Annotated in this window: 18 protein-coding genes and 3 pseudogenes; 2 read left to right on the forward strand and 19 right to left on the reverse strand. The window is 68.5% G+C overall.

The window, feature by feature from the left end; translation table 11 throughout:
- Positions 1-240: 240 nt before the first annotated feature.
- On the reverse strand, positions 241-603 hold the full coding sequence (locus tag KUF83_RS37150) for a hypothetical protein (protein WP_254644935.1): 363 nt from the start codon (positions 601-603) through the stop codon (positions 241-243).
- 179 nt (positions 604-782) lie between these two features.
- Between KUF83_RS37150 and KUF83_RS42325 the strand changes: the two are divergent.
- Positions 783-983 (forward strand): annotated as a pseudogene (locus KUF83_RS42325) (helix-turn-helix domain-containing protein); the annotation flags it as partial.
- A 71-nt stretch (positions 984-1,054) separates the two neighbouring features.
- On the opposite strand, the gene KUF83_RS37155 reads toward KUF83_RS42325, so the two are convergent.
- The 4 genes from KUF83_RS37155 to KUF83_RS37170 all read right to left on the reverse strand — a co-directional run bounded on the left by KUF83_RS37155 (position 1,055) and on the right by KUF83_RS37170 (position 5,603).
- Positions 1,055-1,750 (reverse strand): hypothetical protein, encoded by a 696-nt coding sequence (locus tag KUF83_RS37155; protein WP_254644929.1) that lies wholly within the window; start codon positions 1,748-1,750, stop codon positions 1,055-1,057.
- A gap of 706 nt (positions 1,751-2,456) precedes the next feature.
- Positions 2,457-3,944: an FG-GAP-like repeat-containing protein gene (locus KUF83_RS37160; RefSeq protein WP_254644930.1), complete on the reverse strand. Its 1,488-nt coding sequence runs from the start codon at positions 3,942-3,944 to the stop codon at positions 2,457-2,459.
- Between the two features lie 307 nt (positions 3,945-4,251).
- Positions 4,252-5,388 (reverse strand): amidohydrolase family protein, encoded by a 1,137-nt coding sequence (locus KUF83_RS37165; protein WP_217459469.1) that lies wholly within the window; start codon positions 5,386-5,388, stop codon positions 4,252-4,254.
- A 77-nt stretch (positions 5,389-5,465) separates the two neighbouring features.
- Entirely contained in the window at positions 5,466-5,603 is a 138-nt protein-coding gene (locus KUF83_RS37170; RefSeq protein WP_217459470.1) for a hypothetical protein, read from the reverse strand.
- Between the two features lie 382 nt (positions 5,604-5,985).
- Between KUF83_RS37170 and KUF83_RS43130 the strand changes: the two genes are divergently transcribed.
- Positions 5,986-6,186: a transposase gene (locus KUF83_RS43130; RefSeq protein ID WP_374106236.1), complete on the forward strand. Its 201-nt coding sequence runs from the start codon at positions 5,986-5,988 to the stop codon at positions 6,184-6,186.
- A gap of 56 nt (positions 6,187-6,242) precedes the next feature.
- Here the strand turns inward: KUF83_RS43130 and KUF83_RS37180 are convergent.
- From KUF83_RS37180 to KUF83_RS37245, 14 genes and pseudogenes are all read right to left on the reverse strand, one after another.
- A pseudogene (locus KUF83_RS37180) lies at positions 6,243-6,626 on the reverse strand (transposase); the annotation flags it as partial.
- Between the two features lie 189 nt (positions 6,627-6,815).
- Positions 6,816-7,001, reverse strand: a pseudogene (locus KUF83_RS37185) (transposase); the annotation flags it as partial.
- A gap of 265 nt (positions 7,002-7,266) precedes the next feature.
- A complete protein-coding gene (locus KUF83_RS37190) occupies positions 7,267-8,265 on the reverse strand; it encodes a sugar phosphate isomerase/epimerase (RefSeq protein WP_217459471.1) in 999 nt (332 codons plus the stop codon).
- Between the two features lie 35 nt (positions 8,266-8,300).
- Positions 8,301-9,497 carry a Gfo/Idh/MocA family protein gene (locus KUF83_RS37195; RefSeq protein WP_217459472.1) on the reverse strand — a complete coding sequence of 399 codons (1,197 nt, stop codon included), beginning with the start codon at positions 9,495-9,497 and terminating at the stop codon, positions 8,301-8,303.
- A gap of 80 nt (positions 9,498-9,577) precedes the next feature.
- On the reverse strand, positions 9,578-11,020 hold the full coding sequence (locus KUF83_RS37200) for a sugar porter family MFS transporter (RefSeq protein ID WP_217459473.1): 1,443 nt from the start codon (positions 11,018-11,020) through the stop codon (positions 9,578-9,580).
- Positions 11,021-11,077: 57 nt separating this feature from the next.
- Entirely contained in the window at positions 11,078-12,580 is a 1,503-nt protein-coding gene (locus KUF83_RS37205) for a CoA-acylating methylmalonate-semialdehyde dehydrogenase (protein WP_217459474.1), read from the reverse strand.
- 29 nt (positions 12,581-12,609) lie between these two features.
- Positions 12,610-14,493 (reverse strand): 3D-(3,5/4)-trihydroxycyclohexane-1,2-dione acylhydrolase (decyclizing), encoded by a 1,884-nt coding sequence (gene iolD / locus KUF83_RS37210; protein ID WP_217459475.1) that lies wholly within the window; start codon positions 14,491-14,493, stop codon positions 12,610-12,612.
- Positions 14,493-15,386, reverse strand: coding sequence for a 5-deoxy-glucuronate isomerase (iolB, locus tag KUF83_RS37215; RefSeq protein WP_217459476.1), 894 nt, complete (start codon positions 15,384-15,386; stop codon positions 14,493-14,495). Before iolB ends, iolD begins: the two co-directional genes overlap by 1 nt.
- Positions 15,383-16,255 carry an aldolase gene (locus KUF83_RS37220; RefSeq protein ID WP_217459477.1) on the reverse strand — a complete coding sequence of 291 codons (873 nt, stop codon included), beginning with the start codon at positions 16,253-16,255 and terminating at the stop codon, positions 15,383-15,385. Before KUF83_RS37220 ends, iolB begins: the two co-directional genes overlap by 4 nt.
- 4 nt (positions 16,256-16,259) lie before the next feature.
- The gene (gene iolC / locus KUF83_RS37225; RefSeq protein ID WP_217459478.1) at positions 16,260-17,228 is read right to left on the reverse strand and encodes a 5-dehydro-2-deoxygluconokinase; all 969 of its coding nucleotides are present in this window, start codon (positions 17,226-17,228) and stop codon (positions 16,260-16,262) included.
- A 354-nt stretch (positions 17,229-17,582) separates the two neighbouring features.
- Entirely contained in the window at positions 17,583-18,440 is an 858-nt protein-coding gene (locus tag KUF83_RS37230; RefSeq protein ID WP_217459479.1) for a sugar phosphate isomerase/epimerase, read from the reverse strand.
- A gap of 135 nt (positions 18,441-18,575) precedes the next feature.
- Positions 18,576-19,505 (reverse strand): ATP-binding cassette domain-containing protein, encoded by a 930-nt coding sequence (locus KUF83_RS37235; protein ID WP_217459480.1) that lies wholly within the window; start codon positions 19,503-19,505, stop codon positions 18,576-18,578.
- A gap of 4 nt (positions 19,506-19,509) precedes the next feature.
- The gene (locus KUF83_RS37240; protein ID WP_217458084.1) at positions 19,510-20,583 is read right to left on the reverse strand and encodes an ABC transporter permease; all 1,074 of its coding nucleotides are present in this window, start codon (positions 20,581-20,583) and stop codon (positions 19,510-19,512) included.
- A gap of 5 nt (positions 20,584-20,588) precedes the next feature.
- A partial coding sequence (locus KUF83_RS37245; protein ID WP_217459481.1) for a substrate-binding domain-containing protein occupies positions 20,589-21,020 on the reverse strand: 432 nt, incomplete at its 5' end.

The raw sequence follows: 21,020 nt of genomic DNA on the forward strand, positions 1-21,020 counted from the left end.
GAATCGCGTCGGTGTCCCGTTTCGCCCGGTGGAGCAGGTGCTGCATGCCGTCCGGAGTGGCATCGGCCAGGGTCCAGCAGTTCATCCTCGGCAGGTCCGGCGGCAGCCCGGAGACCAACCGCCGCACCCGGCGACGGGGTTCAAGTCGGGAGAACCGGCCGGCGATCCGGGCTCATCAGTCCTTCGAATGCCTTCAGCCAGCGGGCAGGCACTACGCCGGCGTCCGAGGCCGCCGCGTGATCATTGGTTGTCCGCACAACACCCCATGATCAACGGCGGTCTCGGACGCCACCGAAGCCAGTAGTCGGGCCCCTCGACTCGGTAGCGAACGTCGACACCGGCAACGAACCGCAGCTCACACACGAGCCGACGGGCGCCGTCCGGCGCCAAGCGGTGCGGCGCCAACAGCAGCTCTAGCTCGTCATAGCGGGCGTCGAGCCCGCCGTGGGCCGGATGGCTCTCCTGTCCGACCTCGCCCGCCTGCTGGCGCTCATACCACCTGGCGTAGATCGCCCACTGCTCGCGCTCCAGCTCCGCCGCCGCCTCGCTTGCGGGCCAGACCTGGTACTCATCGACTTCATGGCTGTGGTCGTAGACGCGCATCTCGAAGTAGTGAGGCTTCCCGTCGATGTCAGCAAGGCCGGCCCACGGTTCGCCTTACCACTCCGACTCGACGTACACACGCTCGAAGCCGTCCGCGATCAACTGCTCTTCGCCCCAGATCTCAGCCACGCAGGCAGGCTACCGGCGAGCAGCCTCCGCATCCATCGCACGGCGAGGCCCTGCTCGCCCGGCTGCACTACCTCACCCGTAGCACCCACGCCCGCCAAGCAGCCAGGGCAGCCGGACGGACCGTCACCGACCGCACCCTGCGCGCCTGGACGGCCGGCACCCGCACACCCTCCCGCCGCAACCTCGCCGCGATCGAGCAGGCGTACCGCACCGTGCGGCGGGAGAATGCCGCCCGCTACTTGATGGCCCGCCGGGTGAGGTGGGCGGCGAAGGCGCCGTCCCCAAGTCTCTGTCCCGCACGGCCCCCGCCGCCCGTGCCTTCCTAGATCGTGCCGCTCCACGCCCGGCGGTTCTCCCGTCGGCGCACATGGCCGCGCCAGCCTGCGAGCAGCGTCATGCCCGTCCATGCGGCGACTCCCGTGACGAGGCCGCCGAGCCTGCCTTCGGGGTCGACGTCCACGGCGTCCTCCAGCGGGACGGCGCCTTCCGGGTCGCGGAGGATCTCGATGCGGTCGCCCACCCGGTAACCGGGGTTGCTTCCCCGGTACTCGAGGGTCTCGTCGAGTTCACCGCCCGGCCCGACCAGTGTGAACCGGTGGTTCTTGCTCGCCGTTCCCGCCGCGCTGTCCGCGGTGATCGTGACGGTCTCGCGGACGCCACGTCGGTCGAGCGCCGCCTCGGGGGCGTACTGGACGGACCCGACGAGAATGAAGAGCGCGGGGACCACGGAGAGGACGGCGAGCCACCACGCCCTGTGGAGCAGCCGCAGCACGATCACGAAGACCAGGCAGCCGAGCACGCCCGCCGCGATCGGGATGAAGTCCATGCCCAGCGTGACGTAGGCGAGTCCGGTGTTGCCGGCGGCGATCCCCCAGGCGACCAGCAGCACCCAGAGCGTGGCGAGTACGGACGCCCCGGCGCTCCTTCCCGTGCGCTGCCCACCTGGAGCGGGCACTCCGGCCCCGGCCGTGTCCCCGACGCCGCCCGCCACGGGCGCGTTAGTCCTCTGATCGCTCATCCGGGCAGCATACGAGGCGGCGGGAACGCCGTGGCCACGTGGCCCGCAACCGGTGTCAGTGACGGTTGATCAGGTAGAGCGTTCCTTCCGAGGTATGGGCTCAGGAGCAGCGTGCCTGGGCAAGCCGAGGGGCCGGGACCAGCACCGGACTGACAGGCATGTTCCAGGGGGTGATGCCAGGAGGCTGCGACCAGCATTGCGTGGCCTCGGTCTACGCCGAGTTCGCGCACCGCCGAGGCTGGCTCAGGTCCGATCGCCTTCTGTCGGCCGGCGAGCATCCCGCTTTGCGGGCGAAAGTGCGCCCGTGGGCGCAGACGGACCGCTCATGGACAGACGTCATCCCCGAGTTCGGTCCCCCGTCCATTCTGTGCGGAGGGACCAGCCCGCTGTACAGCAGGACACTGGGCTATCTCGGAGAGGGGCCCGCCGAGCCCATGGCGTTCTTCCACCTTTGGAATGGCGGCACCCCGGCACCCGAGTCCACCTGGCCCGAGCTCGACGAACCTGTTCTGCTTGCTGTCCGCTTCGCAGACATGCCCTTTGACAGTGCCTTCACCTTCACTCCCGAGGGACAACGAAGGCACCTTGAGTCGGACTCGCTCTGCCGCTGAGCACCGGAGAGGATACGTAACACCAGCAGGACAGACTTTTGGTCCTGCTGGTGTTCCCCACCCCGTCTACCACGTTCTCATTCGACTTTGCTGCATCAGTTCTCTACGTGAGGGCTGGTGAGCGCAACACCGAAGGAGCCCTCCATTCCGCCTACGGTGATACCCGCGCTCGTGCCGCAGAGGTTGACCGAGTCGGTCGCGAGGGGACCGGACACCGAGCCGCGGGCGACCCAGACGCAGCCGTCGGAGTTCTCTCCGGGGACGCCCGCGACCGCTTCGGTCTTGCCGTCCTTGTCGAGGTCGGCGAGGTGGACGGCGGCGCCGAACCTGTCGTCGGCCTCGGCGGCGCCGGGGACGCCCACGGTGCTCTGCGTGTAGCTGGCCGCCTCAGCCGTCGTCAGACCGGAGGCGGAGCCACGCAGCAGGACAGCGGTTCCTGCCGAGGCGAGCGACCCGACGGCCTCATCGGGGGCACCGACCAGGACATCGGCGTATCCGTCGGCGTCGACGTCGCCGATGCTCAGGGACTGGCCGAACCAGTCGCCCCACTCCGCACTTCCGGGGACGCCCACCGTGTCCTGGTGGAAGACCGCCGGCTGCTGTTCCGCGGTGATGCCCTGGGCGCTGCCGTACAGGACCTGGATCTCGCCGCCGCGGTGGGCCGCTGGCGTGGGCGCGTTGAAGTGGGAGTCGTCGCCCGCGATGCCGGTGACGAGGTCGCCGTAACCGTCGCCGTCGATGTCGCCGACCTGTCCGGCGTGACCGTCCGCGTACGGCAGCTCGATGCCCTGGTTGACGAACGGGTCCTCGGGGTCGGGGGCGCCCGCGTCGAGGGTCACCGGACCGCGGATGTCCCCGTCGGTGGGACCGGCCAGGTAGAAGCGCTCGGCCTGGCCGTCGCCGTTCACGTCTCCCATCACCACGCCGCGGGCGTTCTCCCGCCCTTCGAGGTAGCGGCCGGCGGCCTGGCCGGTGCGGGTGAAGGGACCGCTGTACGAGGCGGGGGAGCAGGCCGAGCCGACGGTGACCTCCGGGGCGCCGTCGCCGTTCATGTCGCCGGTGGCAACGGACATGCCGAACCGGCAAGAGGTCCAGCCCTCGCCAAACCCGGCCGGAGGGGTGAGGGTCGCGCCGCCCTTCAGCCCGTCCGGCCCACCCCACACCACGGTCACGGAGCCTCGCGACGCGGCACCGTCGACGTCCTCGCCCGGGGCGCCGACGAGCAGGTCGGCATAGCCGTCCCGGTCCAGATCTGCGCTGCTCACCGTCCTGCCGAAGCGGTCGGACTCCTCGGCGGCGCCGGGTATCCCGGTGGTCGCCTGGGTGATGACCGTGCGGCGGGAGGCGCTCACCGAGGACGCGGAGCCGTAGAGCACCACGACCGACCCGGCCTCCTCCACCGTGCCGCTGGCAGCCCCCGGAGCCCCGACGGCCAGGTCGCGGTACCCGTCGCCATTGAAGTCGTCCTGCACGGCCGCCGTGTTGGCGCCCTTGTAGGGTGCAGCGGCAGACGATGCCATGGGGGTGAGGGTGACGGCGACGGAGGCGGTGACCACAGCGGCTGCCGCAACTGCTCTGCGCAACAGAACTCCTTGTTCGAACAACAGGTGCCCCCATGACCCTTGCGCCGTACGAAAGGTTGTACGTTCAGCCTCACCCCTACTCCAGCGCGTTCACCTGCTGTCTCGGCACACCCAGACCTGTTCGAAGGCGCCAGACTCGATGTGAGTGAAGTCGTACACCGCCTCGTTCGGGACGACCTCGGTGATCCGGCCGTCCGCAGGGATGTTGGCGCGATGGTTGGGCCCCCAGGCAGCCGCGCATCGCATACTTCGGCCGTACTCTCGCCTTACAGCAAAGCATTCTTTCACTCCGGCCGACGCTGGCGTATCACTTCACGGACACCTTCATTCTGAACAGTTTCTCTGCATTTCGGAACGCAATCTTCTCCTTGTCTTCGCGTGGCAAATCAACTCCGCGGAACCAGTCGGTCTGCTCCTTTATGTCCGCGAACGGGTAGTCGGTTGCGAACATCACTCGATCCACGCTGATGTACTTCAGCAGGAGATCGAGCAGTTCGGTCTGGGGGAATGCGCTGGTTGTGACCCAGAAGTTGTCCTTGAAGTATTGCCCGATGGGCTTCTCGAGCGAGTCTTTGGTCGGCTCGCCCATGTCATTGACGATCCGCTCGTAGTAGAAGGGAAGACCTTCGCCCATGTGGCCGATGATGATTTTTAGTTTGGGGAATCTGTCGAAAACCCCGTACGTGATCATCCGAACGCATTGGGTCAGCACCTCCTGGTGCCAGCCATATCCAGACCCGCTGAAAATGTAGTCTTGGTACTCCTCCGTGTATTTAGACCGTGTGGTGCTGTAGTAGATCTTGAAGACCTCGTCAGCTGGATAGCCGGGATGCAGGTAGATCGGCACATCGAGAGAAACGGCACGTGCCAGCACAGGCTCGAAATCGGGGTGATCGAGATACTTCTTCGCGATGTGTCCGTTGGTCAGTGCACCCAAGAAGCCATCTTCCCGAACCGAGCGTTCCAGTTCGTCCGCCGCCGCCTCCGGGCTCCGCAAGGGCAAGGTGGCGAAAGCCTTGAAGCGGCCCGGATATTTGGCGATTGGCCCGTCTGCAAGTTGCCGGTTGAGGCGATAGGCAAGGTCGATGCCCTTTTGCCCAGGGACATTTTGTACGGAAGGTGTATGAGCGGAGAGGATTTGAACGTTGAGTCCCCCCGCATCCATATCGCCGATGCGGCGTTGGCCTAGATCCGAAAGGCCAATTTCCTCAAGGAACGCTATGTGATCCTGATTGATGGAGTTCAGTTTCAACAACGTGGGAGTCGAAAAGGTCTCCTCTGTGCCGATGAAGGGCAGGTCCTGGTCCCGCCGTGAAATGTCCGAAGTCTTGTCCGAAGTCTCGTCCTCGTCCACTGCCGAGGCAATGGCATGCGTGGACAAGCCGGCACCAATGCCAAGTGCCGTGGAGGCGGCTAGAAAGCCGCGGCGTCCCATGGACTTCATGTCAGTCTCTCCTCAGGTGTTTGTGTGGTGCGGTATCCGTGCGGTATCCGTCTGCGAGATGCTTCAGATCGTCCCTTTCATCCCTTCGTCGTTACCAGGCGCGCCCAGGTGTCCACCCACGCCGCGTCCCCCTCTCCGACCTCGGCGTCGGCCACGTCGGCTCCGCCGAAACACAGCCAGCCGAGACCAGGTGTCTTCGCGTCCTGCTCGCGCACCGCGGCAGCGCTCAGGTGGAGGAACCGCTCGCCGGTGCGCAGCGGCTGTGGTGGAGCTGACGACCGCCCGCGTGCGCGCTGCGCGGGCCGGCCGCGGCGGACCCCGCACTGTTGTCGGCGTGTGACCCCGCATGCGGCGACAGGGAACGCCGTTGCCAGCGCCCTGGTGGCCGCCTCGAACCGCAACCGGCCGGGCTGCGCTGTCCCCGGATGGTGCTGCGTCGGCTGCCATCACTAGCCTTCTGCACACGGGTTGCATCGCTTATCCGCATGCCTATTTCCTACCGAGCGAGCCTGAGACGAACGTTAGAGAGCTGCTCACGCGTTCTGCTAAATGATCAGTTGTGGGAGCTTCTGGAGCCGTTGCTTCCGCCGTGGCCCGATGAAGGCGATCGGTCCGCGGCCGGTGCCGGATCGGCAGTGCCTGCAGGGCATCTTGTACGGGCTGCATACCGGGATCGGCTGGGAAGACCTTCCGCAGGAACTCGGCTTCAGGTCAGGCATGACGTGCTGGCGGCGGATCAAGCGGTGGATCAACGCCGGGTGTTCGACGATCTGTATCGGATCCTGCTTGCCCAGCTGAACGCGGCAAACGAGATCGACTGGCCCCGGGCGGAGATCGACGGCAGCCACATCGAGACGAAAGAGGGGGTTCCGGACCTTGAGTTCGCCCCCATTTCCAGCCCTCACGTGAGCGGAGTCGAGGACCACGCGCGAGACGTCGATGAGGCCGGCGTCATCGAGTCGGTGCAGCACCGCCGCGTGCGGCCGGCCCCACACCCCGGCCCGCGACCAGATCAGGAACCGGCGGTGCGCGGTCGACTTCGGTGTCCCCAAACACGGCGGCAGACCCCGCCAGGCACAATCGCTGATCAGCACGTAGATGATCGCCGCGAACAGCGCCTCGTCAGGCGTGTCCTGCGTTCCGCCGCGCTGTGGCCGCACCTTCGACGGTGGGATCAGCGACTCGGCAATCTCCCGCAGCCCGTCCGGAACAATGCAACTCCACGTACCCCGCCCCACGAACAACCCAGCGAGCGATCACCACACAGGACACCGTGGCTGGTCGCACCGCTGCTGCCGTCGTTCAACTCCCGTCCGCAGGGCGGCGGGACCGCTCCGTGTGACGAGCGTGCCGTGTTCACGGCGGTCGGTGCTGACCAGCGGGTGCGCGTGGCGGCATCTGCCGGAGACGTTCGGCGCCTCGCCCGCGACCGCGACCAGCACTGTTCCGTGCTTGGCCTGGAGTTTCGCGAACAGTTCGCGGAGCTTGGGTCCGGTGTTGGGCAGCCGCTTGCCGAAGGCTTTCTTCCCGGCGGGTGTGACGGCGGTGGCGTGGTGTTCGCCCTTGCCGACGTCCAGGACGAGGAAGACGTCGATGCCGCCGGTGTCGATCACGTGCAGGCCCCTCCGGTCGCGCTTTCCGTCCGGCCTTGCCTCGGCATCGAGCTGCCACATCCACGTTACGGAGAGCTCTTCCGGCTCGGGTGAAGCCGGTGCTCAAGCCCTTCATCAGCGGTCCGTCGATGCCTCCGGGCCCGGTGACACCCCCCCGGATCATCAACAACAGGAGGGGGAAGTCATGCCGGACCCGAAGGCCGGAGGCCCCATCGCGGAGCCACGAAAACGGTAACGGGGGGTCGGAACAGGGCCCGCGAGCGGGTCAGAGCGCGGCGGCCGCGCTGTGCAGGTTCTTGGCCGCCAGGGCGAGTCCCTCGGTCTGGGAGTAGGCCGCGTCCTCGTGTTCGATGTTCACGGCCATGTCCGGGTCGATCTGCGCGAGGGCCCGCAGGAACTCGGTCCAGTAGGGCACGTCGTTGCCGTTGCCGACGGCGACGAACTTCCACGCAGGGTTCTCCGGCCAGGCGTTGCACCAGAACCCGTAGCCGGTGGGCACCTTGTCGGCCGCGTCGGCGGGCACGCGGGTGAACGACGTGTCCAGTACGCCACGGATGTCGGCGCCGGCGCAGAGCGTCGCGTCCTTCGCGGCGGCGTGGAACACCAGCGGGCCCAGCCACTTGATCGAGGCGACGATGTCCATGCCCTGCCACATCAGGTGGGAGGGGTCCATCTCCGCGCCGACGTTCGTCAGGGCGCCCGCGTCGACCAGCCGCTTGAGGGTGACGGGGGAGAACACCACGTTGTGCGGGTGCATCTCGATGGCGACCCGGACGTCGTTCTCCCGGGCCAGCGCGTCGATCTCCTTCCAGAACTCGACGGCGATGCCCCACTGGTAGTCCAGGACGTCCATGTAGACGCCGTCCCACGGGTTCACGACCCAGGACGGGTACTTGGCGTCCGGGTCGGAGCCCGGGGTGCCGGACATCGTGACGACGTGCTTCACACCGAGCAGGCCCGCGAGACGGATCGTGCGGCGCAGGTCGTCGGCGTGCTTGGGCCCGACTCCCGGCAGCGGGTTGAGCGGGTTGCCGTTGCAGTTGAGCCCGGTCAGTTCCAGCCCACGCTCGGCGAAGGTCGCCAGGTACTCCTCGCGCGCCTTGGCCGAGGACAGCAGCAGGTCGACGGGGCAGTGCGGGGAGGGGATGAAGCCACCGGTGTTGACCTCTACCGAGGTCAGCCCGTTCTCCTTGAGGATGTCCAGGGCCTCGGGGAGGGTCCGGTCGTGCAGACAGGCGGTGTAGGCGCCGAGCTTGAGGGCCATGTGTCTCTTCTTTCTCTTCAGGCTCTACGAGGGGGTCAGGCGGCGGGCGGGACCGTGACGGCGGCACCGCCGGCCCGGGACGACTCGACGACGGCCCGGATGATCTCCATGGTCCGCAGAGCGTCGGCGAAGGTGGCGCAGGCCGGCCTCGGGTCGGCGGCGCCCGCGACCTGGTCGAGGAAGGCGCGGGCCTGGTAGGTGAAGTTGTCGGCGTTGCTGGCGCCCACACCCGGCGCCTCCATCGGGACCCCGCCCGCGAAGTACGGCATTTGTGGACCGGCGATGATTTGCCGGGCACCGCGCGTACGGGCCTCGGGCTGGGCGTCGTCGAAGAGGTACTCGGCGGGCCTGTGCTGGTCGAACGCGGCCCGGCCGCCGAGGCCCAGGACGTCGAAGGCGAGCCCGTTGGGCAGGCCGAAGCCGGTGCGCGTCACCGAGAAGGTGCCCACGAGCCCCGACTCGAAGCGGGCGGTGAAGGACGCGGTGTCCTCGTTCTCCACCTCGCCGAACTCGTCGGAGACAGGCGCGGTGTTGTGCCCGATCACAGCGCCCAGCGGCAGGGGCCGCTTGGTGATCTGCGTTGACAGTGAGGCACCGGAGACCGAGGTGATGGGGCCGGCGACGTACTCGGCGACGTCGATGACGTGCGAGCCGACGTCACCGAGGGCACCGGAACCGGGGCCGCCCTTGAACCGCCAGGTCAGCGGGCCATTGGGGTCGGTCGCGTAGTCGCACCAGTACCGGCCGCTGAACAGTGAGAGATCGCCCAGCTCGGCGCGCCGGACATGCTCTCGGATCGCCGCGATGCCCGGGGAACGCCGGAAGGTGTACCCGACAGCGGTCACGACCTCGGCGGTGCGCTCCAACTCGGCCATCGCGCGGGCGTCCTCCAACGACCCGGCCAGCGGCTTCTCGCACAGCACGTGCTTGCCCGCGGCGACCAGCGCCTCCGCGATCGGACGGTGCAGGGCGTTGCCCACGACGATGCTGACGGCATCGATCGTCGGGTCCTCGACGACGGCCTCCCAGCTCGGGAGCGCCTTCTCGTACCCGTAGCGGCGGGCGGCATCCTCGCCGAGTGCGACGTTGGCGTCGGCGATCGCGGCCAGGCGGACCGGCGGCAGGCCGGCACCGAAGACCGTGTTGACGTTGCGGTAGCCGGCGGCATGGCTGCGGCCGGCCATGCCGGCTCCGATCACCGCGACGGAGATGGGTTTGGCGGACGTGGTCATGGCGGGGCCTTTCGAAAGGAAGGGACGTGTCGCAGGGAGGGATGTGTCGACGGGAGAGACGTGTCGACGGGAGGGCGTGGTCAGGTGGCGTACTGCCGACGGAAGTGGCTCTCGATAGCTTCCATCGAGCGGCCCCGGGTCTCGGGAACGGTGCGCACGTAGTACGCGATCGTGGCGGCGTTGATCGCGGCGAAGATCAGGAACGTGGCCCCGCCGATCGTGTCGATCAGCGGCGGGAACACCAGCGTGACGACGAAGTTGGCCATCCAGGTGCCGAAGACGGCCGTGCCCATCGCGAAGCCGCGCAGGCGGAGCGGGAAGATCTCCGAGAGCATCAGCCAGAACACGGTCGCGATGCAGCCCTGCATGAACAGCAGGAAGGTCAGCATGGACGCCAGCACGAGATAACTGCGGACGGTCGACTCGGGCAGGGCCAGGAAACAGAAGGCGATCAGCACCAGCGAGACGGTGACGCCGGCCTGCCCGGTCAGCAGCATGGGGCGCCGGCCGAACCGGCTGAGCAGCCACATGCCGGTCGAGACCGCGAGCACCGCCACGACACCGTTGGCGATGGTGGCCGTGAGCGCTGCCTCTGTGCCGAGGCCGGTGTCCAGCAGGATCGTCGGCGCGAAGTACATGATCGAGTTGACGCCGGTGAGCTGGGTCAGGGCGGCCAGCCCGAACCCGAACGTCACGATGCGCCGTACCCAGGGTGTGCCCAAGTCCCGCCATCCGGCCCGCGGTTCATGGGCGTCGGCGGTGACACGTCGCTTGATCTCGGAGAACTCCGCGTCGACGACCTGCTCGTCGCGGATCCGGCTCAGCGTGCGGGCGGCGTCCTCGAACCGGCCGCGGGAGGCCAGCCAGCGAGGCGACTCGGGCACGAACAGAGTCCCGAACCACAGCAGCACGGCCGGAATCGTGGCGATCGCGAGCATCCAGCGCCACACGCCGCCCTCGTCCACGGTGTTGGCCATGATCGCGTTCGACGTGTAGGCCAGCAACTGGCCGGTCACGATCATCAGTTCGTTCTGGGTCACGAGGCGGCCGCGGTGCTCGGCGGGGGCCAGCTCGGCGATGAACACCGGCACCGTCGCGGACGCTCCGCCCACGGCGAGTCCGAGCAGCACCCGGAACAGCACCATCACCGTGACGTCGGGTGCGAGCGCGGTGCCCAGCGCGCCGATGAAGAACAGCACGGCCAGTCCGAGGATCGTCCGCTTGCGCCCGTAGCGGTCGCAGAGACGGCCGCCGAACAGGGCCCCGAACGCCGCGCCGAGCACGAGTGACGACGCGACGACCCCTTCGGTCAGCGGGCTGAGACCCAGCCCGCCGTCCTCGGGCGCACGGGCCATGAAGGGAAGCGCGCCGGAGATGACACCGGTGTCGTAGCCGAAGAGAAGTCCACCGAAGGTGGCGATGACGGTGATGGTCCGTAGTCGCCGGTAGACCCGGCGGGAGGGGTTGTCCGCGTTGGTGGTGCTTGGTGTGGGGGCCTCAGTCGCGTCGTCCCTGACGTCCATGGCCACCTCCTGGCAGTTGTCGTGGGGGAGTTGTGCTCCTGCGGGAAGGGCGAACCGTCAGCTGGATGTGGGGAAGTTGAAGCCGGCGGTCACCTGCTGTGCGGGCTGCGGCCAGCGGGTGGTGACGACCTTGGGCCGGGTGTAGAAGCGGATGCCCTCGGGGCCGTGGATGGGGGAGTCGCCGATGAGGGAGTCCTTCCACCCGCCGAAGGAGTAGTACGACATCGGCACGGGCACCGGCACGTTGACGCCGATCATTCCGACCTTGACGTTGCGCTGGAAGCGGCGTGCGGCCTCGCCGGAGCCGGTGAACAGGGCGGTGCCGTTGCCGTAGGGGTTGGCGTTGATGACGTTGATGGCCTCGTCGAGGGTGTCGACGCGGACGACGGCGAGGACCGGTCCGAACAGCTCTTCCTTGTAGGCGTCCATCTCGGTCGTGACGTGGTCGAGGAGGGACGGCCCGGTGAAGAACCCGTCGGCGTATGCGGGGTCGTCGACCTTGAGGCCACGACCGTCGACGACCACGGCGGCACCCTGTCCGTCGGCGACACCGACGGCGTTCTCTACGCGTTCCTGGGCGGCCTTGGTGACCAGCGGGCCCATCTCCGTGCCCGCCGCGTCACCGGGACCGACCTTCACCTCGCGTGCCTTGCGCTGAAGGATCTCGACCAGAGCGTCGGCCGCGTCCCCGACCGCGACGGCGACGGACACCGCCATGCAGCGTTCACCGGCGGAGCCGTAGGCGCCGGCCGTGATGTGGTTGGCGGCGAACTCCAGGTCGGCGTCGGGCAGGACGACGGCGTGGTTCTTGGCCCCGCCGAGTGCCTGGACGCGCTTGCCGTGCGCGGTGGCCGTCTCGTGGACGTACCTGGCGATCGGCGTGGAACCGACGAAGGAGACGGCCTCGATGCCGGAGTGGGTGAGGATCGCGTCGACCGCGTCCTTGCCGCCGTGCACGACGTTGAAGACGCCGTCGGGCAGTCCGGCCCTCTTGTACAGCTCGGCGACGAAGACTGCGGCGGAGGGGTCGCGCTCGCTGGGCTTGAGGATGAAGGTGTTACCGGTCGCGATGGCGATCGGGTGCATCCAAAGGGGCACCATGGCGGGGAAGTTGAAGGGTGTGATGCCCGCGACGACGCCCAGGGGCTGGCGGAAGTTGTGCACGTCCACACCGCGTGAGACCTGGTCGGAGAAGGACCCCTTCAGGACGTCGCCGAGACCGCACGCGAACTCCACGACCTCCCGGCCGCGCGTGATCTCGCCGCGCGCGTCGTCGACCGTCTTGCCGTGCTCGGCGGAGATGATTCGGCCCAGCTCCTCCTCGTGTTCCATGAGGAGCTGCCGGAAGGCGAACATGACCTGGGTGCGCTGGGTGAGCGACGACTCGGACCAGGTCTCGAAGGCGGCGGTGGCGGCCGCGACGGCCGTGTCCACGTCGGCGGCCGAGGCAAGGGCGACCCGGGCCTGTTCCTGGCCGGTGGCCGGGTTGAACACGGGGGCCGTCTCCGGGCTGGTCCCGGCGGCGGGGGAGCCGTTGATCCAGTGCTCGATGGTTTTCACGGTGCGGGTTTCCTTTGCGGGGACGGGACTTACAGGTAGTGGCGCTGGTCCTGCTTGCGGGCGGCGTACGTCTCGTACGCGTCACGGGTGGAGTCCAGGGCGGAGGTCTGGCTCACCGGCACGTCCCACCAGCCGTGGCCGGGCGGGTTCGGCCCGTACAGGTCGGTCTCGACGTGCACGACCGTGGTGCGGGTGGCGGCCTTCGCCTTCTCCATCGCCGCACGGAACTCGTCTACGGAGGTGGCGTGCAGTACGTCCGCGCCGAGCGAGGAGGCGTTGGCGGCGAGGTCGATGGGAAGTACGTCGCCGTCGAGCTGTCCCGAATCTCCGTTGCGGAAGCGGTACTTGGTGCCGAACCGCTGCGAGCCGAGTGACTCGGACAGGGCGCCGATGGAAGCGAAGCCGTGGTTCTGGACGAGGACGATGATGACCTTCAGGCCCTCGGAGACCATGGTCACGATCTCCTGGGCCATCATCAGATACGAGCCGTCGCCGACGAGTACGACGACCTCGCGCGACGGGTCGGCCATCCTCGTGCCGACGCCGGCGGCGACCTCGTAGCCCATGCAGGAGTACGCGTACTCCACGTGGTAGGCCTTCGGATCCCGCGCCCGCCACAGCTGTTGCAGGTCGCCGGGCATGGAGCCGGCTGCGTTGATGACGACGTCACGGTCGCCCAGCACGTCGCTCAGCGCGCCGAGGATCTGGGTCTGGGCGGGCAGTTCACCGGTGTGCCGGTCGGTCGCGAAGCACTCCTCCTCGATCTCCCGTGTCCGGGAGATGAGTTGGCGTGTGCGGTCGCGGTACTCCGGGGCGACCTCCCAGTCCGTCAGCGCGCCCGCGAGGGCCTGGATGCCGAGCCGGGCGTCGGCCACCAGCGGTTCCGCCGAGTGCTTGACGGCGTCCAGGCGTGCCACGTTGAGGTTGACGAACGTGACGTCCGGGTTGCCGAAGACGGTGTGGCTGGCAGTGGTGAAGTCGGAGTACCGGGTGCCGATGCCGAGGACGACGTCCGCCTCGCGTGCGAGTTCGTTCGCCGCGTACGAGCCGGTCGAACCGATGCCGCCGACCGCGTAGGGGTGGTCCCAGGGCACCGCGCCCTTGCCTGCATGGGTGTCCGCGACCGGGATGCCGCTGGCTTCGGCGAAGGCCCGCAGCTGGGTCTCGGCGCCGGAGTAGACGGCACCGCCGCCGGCCACGATCAGAGGCCTGCGGGCACCGCGCAACAGACGCGCGGCCCGCTCGACGGCGGCCGGTTCCGGTACCGGGCGGCCCACGTGCCAGACCCGGCGCCGGAAGAAGGAGAGGGGCCAGTCGTACGCCTCGGCCTGGACGTCCTGGGGCAGCGAGAGGGTGACGGCGCCGGTCTCGACCGGGTCGGTGAGCACCCGCATCGCGGCCAGCGCGGCCGGGATCAGCTGCTCGGGCCGGGAGATCCGGTCGAAGTACTTGGACACGGCCCTGAAGGCGTCGTTGACCGTGACGTCCCCGCCGCGGGTGTCCTCCAGCTGCTGGAGTACCGGGTCGGCGGCACGGGTCGCGAACATGTCGCTGGGCAGCAGCAGGACCGGGATCCGGTTGGTGGTGGCCAGGGCCGCGCCGGTGATCATGTTCGTGGAGCCGGGTCCGGTCGACGCCGAGCAGGCGAAGGTCGCCAGCCGGTCGCGCATCTTCGCGTACGCCACCGACGCGTGCACCATGCCCTGCTCGTTGCGGGCCAAGTAGTAGGGCAGGTCGGCCTCTTGGGTGACGGCGGCCTGCAGGAGCGCCTGGCCCAGACCGGCCACGTTGCCGTGCCCGAAGATGCCCCAGACCCCGGGGATCAGCCGCTGCTCCTGGCCGTCGCGCTCGCTGTACTGCTTCGCCAGGAAGCGCACGAGGGCCTGCGCGGTGGTGAGCCTGATCGTTTCCATCACTGGTTCTCCTTGGCCCCGAACGGCAGCCGGGGATCGGTCGCCCGGGACTCCCAGGTGCCGCGGACCCACCCGTGGGCGGGGTCGTCGCAGATCAGCCAGGCGCGGTCCTGCCCCGGGCCCGCCATGACGTTGAGGTAGTAGAGGTCGTAGCCGGGCGCGGCGATCGACGGGCCGTGCCAGCCGTGCGGGATCAGCACGGTGTCGCCGGAACGGACCTCGGCGAGCACGTCGATGGGCCGCTCCGGGGTGCCGTAGACCCGCTGGTAGGCGAAGCCGTCCTGGCCCGCGACCTGGAAGTAGTAGATCTCCTCCAGCTCGGACTCGACCGGGTTGCCGCTGTCGTCAGTGCGGACCTCGTCGTGCTTGTGCGGCGGGTACGAGGACCAGTTGCCGCCGGGGGTGAGGACCTCGCACACCAGCAGCTGCTCGGCGTCGAACGTGCCCGGCAGGCAGTAGTTGTTGACCTGGCGGGAGCAGTTCCCGGCGCCGCGCAGCTCGACGGGCACGTCCTCCTTGCGCCCGTACCGAGCCGAGTGACCTCCCCGCTCGGTACGGGCGGAGGGCAGCGCGAACAGACCTCCCTGCGCGCTGCTGATCAGGGCTTCCGACGCGCGCGGGAGATACGCGAAGTCGGTGGCCGAGGCGAACACGCCTGTCCGACCGTCGAGTTCGAAGGCCCTGCCGTCCGTGGTGACGGTGCAGGAGCCCGTCAGCGGCAGGACCAGGAACTCGGAATCCCCGGTGGACAGGGCGTGTGCCTGGCCCGGCCTCAGGGTCAGGATCCTGAGGCCGGAGTATCCCCAGCCAGCCGACTCGGGGGTGACCACGAGGTCGTACGAGCCGTCGGCCGAAGTCCCGTGGGGGAGGTGGTACTTGCTCGTGTCGCTCACAGCAGGCTCACCGCCCGGTCCACCGCACCGGCGACGTCGCCGCCTGCGGGGTAGAGCAGAGAGCGGCCCACGACCAGGCCCTGCGCGGTGGGCTGCTTGAGGGCCTTGCCCCAGGAGGCGAAGGCCGCGTCCGGGTCGGTGACCTCGCCGCCGAGCAGGAGCGCCGGGAGGGTGGAGGCGGAGAGGACCCGCTCCATGTCGTCCACGACCGGCAGCTTCAGCCAGGTGTAGGCGGTGCGTCGGCCGAGCCCCGAGGCAATGGTGACCGACTTGATGACCGCGTCGGTGGAGAGGTCGTTGCGGACCCTGCCGTCCTGCCAGGTGGAGAGGAACGGCTCGACGAGTGCTATGAGCTGACGGTCATTCAGCTCGTCGACCGCGCGGGCGGTGTTCTGAAGGACGGACGGCGTCGCCGGGTCCTGAAGGGCGATGCGGGTGAGCATCTTGCCACCGTCGAAACGCATCGCGGCGAGGGTCTCGGCGTCGTAGCCCGTGAAGCGGTCGTCGATCTCGAAGACCGACCCCGCGAGCCCGGCCCGGTTCATCGAGCCGAAGACACTCTTGCCGTCGAGCACGCCGAGCAGCAGCAGGTCGTCCAGGATGTCCGCGGTGGCCAGCACACCGGTCACGCCGGGCCGCTCCAGGGCGACGCACAGACGGTCCAGCAGTTGGAAGCGGTCGGCCATGGCGGTGGGGTCGCCGCCGACGCCGTTGGCGCCGCGCGCGGGATGGTCCGCCGCGATGATCATCGCCTTGCCGTGCTCGCCGAGCAGCGAGGTGGCCCGTACGCGTCGCGCGGCGGCCGCCGCGACGGCACCGGGATCACTGACCCGGGCCTCCACGATCCGGCTCACGTTGTCGGACAGCACGTCGTCACACCTCTCGTTCGATGGGGGCGGCAGTGGCCGCGTGCAGCTTGGCCTCGACCTCGGCCTCGGTCGGCATGGCGTCGGAGCAGGACAGCCGGCCCGCGACGATGGCGCCGGCGGCGTTGGCGAAGGCGACGGTGCGGCGGGTGTCCCAGCCGGACAGCAGCCCGTGGCAGAGTGCGCCGCCGAAGGCGTCACCGGCGCCGAGGCCGTTGACGACGTCCACCGGGACCGGTGCGATCTCGGCGGTCGAGCCGTCCCGGTTCATGGCGAGCACGCCCTTGGGTCCCTGCTTCACCACGGCGAGTTCGACCCCGGCGGCGAGCAGCGCCTTCGCGGCCGCGTACGGCTCGCGCTCACCGGTGGCGACCTCGCACTCGTCGAGGTTGCCGACCGCGACGGTGGTGTGGCGCAGGGCCTCGGCGTAGTACGTACGGGCTGCCGCCGGGTCCTTCCAGAACATCGGCCGCCAGTCGAGGTCGAAGACCGTCGTTCCTGCCTTCGCCCGGTGTGCCAGGGCGGCGAGGGTGGCCGAGCGGCTCGGGTTCTCGCTCAGCCCGGTTCCGGTGATCCAGTAGACGCCGGCGTCGCGCACCGCCGCGAGGTCGAGGTCGTCGGAGCGGATGTCCAGGTCGGGCGCCTTCGGCAGGCGGTAGAAGTAGAGCGGGAAGTCGTCCGGCGGGAAGATCTCGCAGAAGGTCACCGGGGTCGGCGCGATGTCCGACGTACCGACGAAGCGGGTGTCGACGCCATAGCCGTCCAGGGCCGTGCGGACGAAGTCCCCGAACGGGTCGCGGCCGGTCTTGGTGATCACGGCCGCGGAGTGCCCGTAACGGGCGGCGGCGACGGCTACGTTGGTCGGGCTGCCGCCCAGGTACTTGCCGAACGAGGCGACCTCGGCCAGTCCCACGCCTGTCTGGAGCGGATACACATCCACTCCGACGCGGCCCATGGTCAGCACTTCCAACGGCATAACGCGGTTTCCCTTCGCTCCGGAGATCCCCGGGGACGGTGGACTTAAAGCGCTTTAAAAGCACCTACAGCGAAGAACGATGCCTTCGCTTAAATGTCCTGTCAATAGGTTGTTACTACGGGATTTCGCGGGCCGATCGGCCGCGCCGCGAGGCCGATGAGAAACGACGGTGGCGAGGGCCGGATACCGGCGCCGTGCGCCGGTTCATCGGCGGTGTGCAGACCTGGTGACTCCGTGACTCGGGCCTGATCCGCAGGTCAGGCCCGAGTCGGAAAGAGCCACCACGCGTACGGTGCCGGGAGAGGGCCGGGCCCGTCAGAGCCTGGCAGAGCCCATCAGGACCGTCAGCGCCGGTCAGGACCCGGCGGCCAGGTATCCGTCGATCTTCTCGCGCATGAACCGCGAGGACTCGTGGGCTCGTTCCTCCCACGCGAACACGCAGGCGGTCAGCGTGCCGTCGAAGTTGTTCGCCTTCAGCTCCCGGAAGAGCTCACCGAAGTCGACCTCGCCCTGTCCGATGTCCAGGTGCTGGTGGATCCGCGCCGGGGTGCCGGGCGGATTGAGGATGTACCGGTTGCCGGACGACGCCGTGTGGTCGAAGGCGTCGGCGAGGTGCACGTGGGTCAGCAGGTCACCGGCGTACTGGATGATGCCGGGTGCGTCGTTGCCGATGTGGAAGGTGTGCGGGGCGCAGTACAGGAACGTGACGTTGGGGTGGTTGATGCCCCGGATCAGGTTGACCGCGTCGTAGCCGTTCTCGATGAAGTCGTCCGGGTGCGGTTCCAGGGCCAGGTGAATGCCCTCGCGCTCGAAGACCGGGAGGAGTTCGTCGAGGGTCTTCCAGAACTGCGCCTCACTGCGGTCGGCTTGCTCCGGGCGGCCGTTGAACTCGGAGATCATGCTGTCCACGCCGAGGTCGGCGGCGATCTGGATGGACCGCTTCCAGTACCGTACGGCGGCCTGCCGGTCGTCTTCGTCCGGCCCGGACCAGCGGAAAAGGGGCAGCATCGAGGAGATGCCGACTCCCGCCGCGTCCAGTGCCTTGCGGAACTTCCGTACGGTCGCGTCGTCGACACGGGGATGGCGGAAGAACGGGATGAAGTCCTCGCGGGGGGAGAGCTCGATCCACTCGTAGCCCAACTCGGCCACCACAGCGGGTAGTTCGAGCAGCGGGGTGTCGCGGATCATGTACGGATCGAGGGCGATCTTCATGAGGGAATGCCTTCGGGTCGGTAGGGGACGGTGGAGCGTTGGATCGGGACGCCTTGGGCGCGGCGGTCCTCGGTGCAGTGGCCCGTGGTCCAGTGGTCCTCGCACTGGGGGCGGCAGCCGATGAGTTCGCCGCTGTCAGGTTTTGCCTTCGGCGGAGGCAGAGGCGGAAGCGGAGGTGGTGGTGGGTGTTTTGAGGTCCTCGGCTTCAGGGAGTTCCTCGACGTCGACGCCGCGGACTTGGGCGAGTTCGTGTTTGAGGGCGGCGAGTTCGGCGCCGCCGGCCATGTGGTTGGTGAGTTCTTCGAGGGTGACGTCGCTGCGGGCGGCGGAGAGTTCCATGGTGCCCAGGCGCAGGACGCTGAAGTGGTCGCCGACCATGTAGGCGTGGTGGGGGTTGTGGGTGATGAAGATGACGCCCAGGCCGCGGTCGCGGGCGGCGGCGATGTACTTGAGGACGACGCCGGACTGCTTGACGCCGAGGGCGGCGGTGGGCTCGTCGAGGATGAGGACGCGGGCGCCGAAGTAGACGGCGCGGGCGATGGCCACGGACTGGCGCTGGCCGCCGGAGAGGGTGCCGATGGGCTGGTCGAGGTCGTCCAGGACGATGCCCATGTTGCGCAGTTCCTGGTCGGCGGTCTCCTTCATCTTCGCGATGTCGAGGCGGCGGACGGGCCAGGGGCCCTTGGTCATCTCGGAGCCGAGGAAGAAGTTCCGCCAGACCGGCATGAGGGGGACGGTGGCGAGGTCCTGGTAGACGGTGGCGATGCCCTTGTCGAGGGCTTCGCGTGGGGTGCTGAGGTGGACGGCGTGGCCGTCGATGAGGAACTGGCCCTCGGTGTGCTGGTGCAGGCCGGAGATGATCTTGATCAGGGTGGACTTGCCGGCGCCGTTGTCGCCGAGGACGCAGGTGACCTGGCTGGGATACACGGCCAGGTCCACGCCGTGCAGGGCGCGGACGTTGCCGTAGGCCTTGCCCGCGCCCTTCAGCTGGACGACCGGCTCGGCGTCCCCGGGCCTGTCCTGGACGGCGGTGGCCCCGTTGGGGGAGGTGTTGTCGGTGGTCATGGCGTTACCTCCGGGTGGCCTGGCTGCGGACCCACAGATTGACGAGGGCGGCGAGCAGGAGCATGACGCCGAGGAAGGCCTTGAACCAGTCGGGGTTCCAGTTGGCGTAGACGATGCCCTGGGAGACCATGCCGAAGATGAAGGCGCCGATGACGGGGCCGATCGCGGAGCCGTATCCGCCGGTGAGGAGACAGCCGCCGATGACCGCGGCGATGATGTAGAGGAACTCGTTGCCCACGCCCTCGCCCGACTGGACGGTGTTGAACGAGAACAGGATGTGCATGCCGACGAACCAGGCGCCGGCGCCGACGCCCATGAACAGGGCGATCTTGGTGAAGGTGACGGGGACGCCGACCGCGCGGGCGCTGTCCTTGTTGCCGCCGGTGGCGAAGATCCAGTTGCCGAACTTGGTGCGCAGCAGCAGCCAGGTCGCGGCGGCGGCGAAGACCAGCCAGTAGAAGACGGTGATTTTGACGTCGACGCCGCCGATGCCGATCTCGGAGGCGAAGACCTTCTTGGCCTGGTCGAAGCCGTCCATGTCGCTGATCGAGTCGGTGGCGACGTTCCCGGTGAAGATCTTGGTGATGGCGAGGTTGGCGCCCTGCAGGATCAGGAACGAGCCCAGGGTGATCAGGAACGACGGCAGACCGGTGCGTACCAGCAGGTAGCCGTTGAACGCGCCGATGGCCAGCGACACCACCAGGGCGACGATGACGCCGACCCAGATATTCATGGAGAGCTGGAAGCTCCACATGCTGGCCGTCAGAGCGGAGGTGGTCACGGCCACGCCGGCGGACAGGTCGAACTCGCCGCCGATCATCAACAGCGCCACCGGCAGGGCCATGATGCCCATCACCGACGACTCGTAGAGCACGTTGGCCAGGGAACTGGCCTCGCGGAACGGCGAGGCGACCGCGAAGAAGAAGACGTAGACGGCGATCGCCGCGATCAGCGCGCCGATCTCGGGACGGGCCGCCAGCCGGCGGGCCAGTGACCGCTGTGAGGTCCGGCCGTCCTTGGGGGCGGCCGGCGAACCCGGCGACGAGGAACTCGTCGCCGGTGCCGTTGCCTGGGTCATGGGTGTCACCGAGTGCCCTTCGCGGCGAACTTCGCGATGTCGGCCACGTTCTCCTTGTCGACGAACGCCGGACCGGTCAGCACCGGCTCCTGGCCACCACCGCTGAAGTTGCCGTTCGTCTTGTAGAGCCACAGGGCGTCGACCGAGAGGTAGCCCTGCAGGTACGGCTGCTGGTCGACGGCGAACTGGATGTCGCCGTCCTCGATGGCCTTGACCATCTCCTTGTTGAGGTCGAAGGTCGCGACCTTCGCCTTGCTGCCCGCGTCGTCCACGGACTGCACGGAGGTCAGCGCGAAGGGGGCGCCGAGTGTGACCACGTAGTCGATCGAGCTGTCCTGCTTGAGCTTGGCGGTGATCGTCGACTTCACGGACGGCATGTTCGTGCCGTTCACGTACAGGTTCGTGGTCTTGCCCTTGAACGTCTTCTTCACACCGGC

Source organism: Streptomyces sp. BV286 (genome assembly GCF_019090165.1).
In the GTDB taxonomy this organism is placed as follows: domain Bacteria; phylum Actinomycetota; class Actinomycetes; order Streptomycetales; family Streptomycetaceae; genus Streptomyces.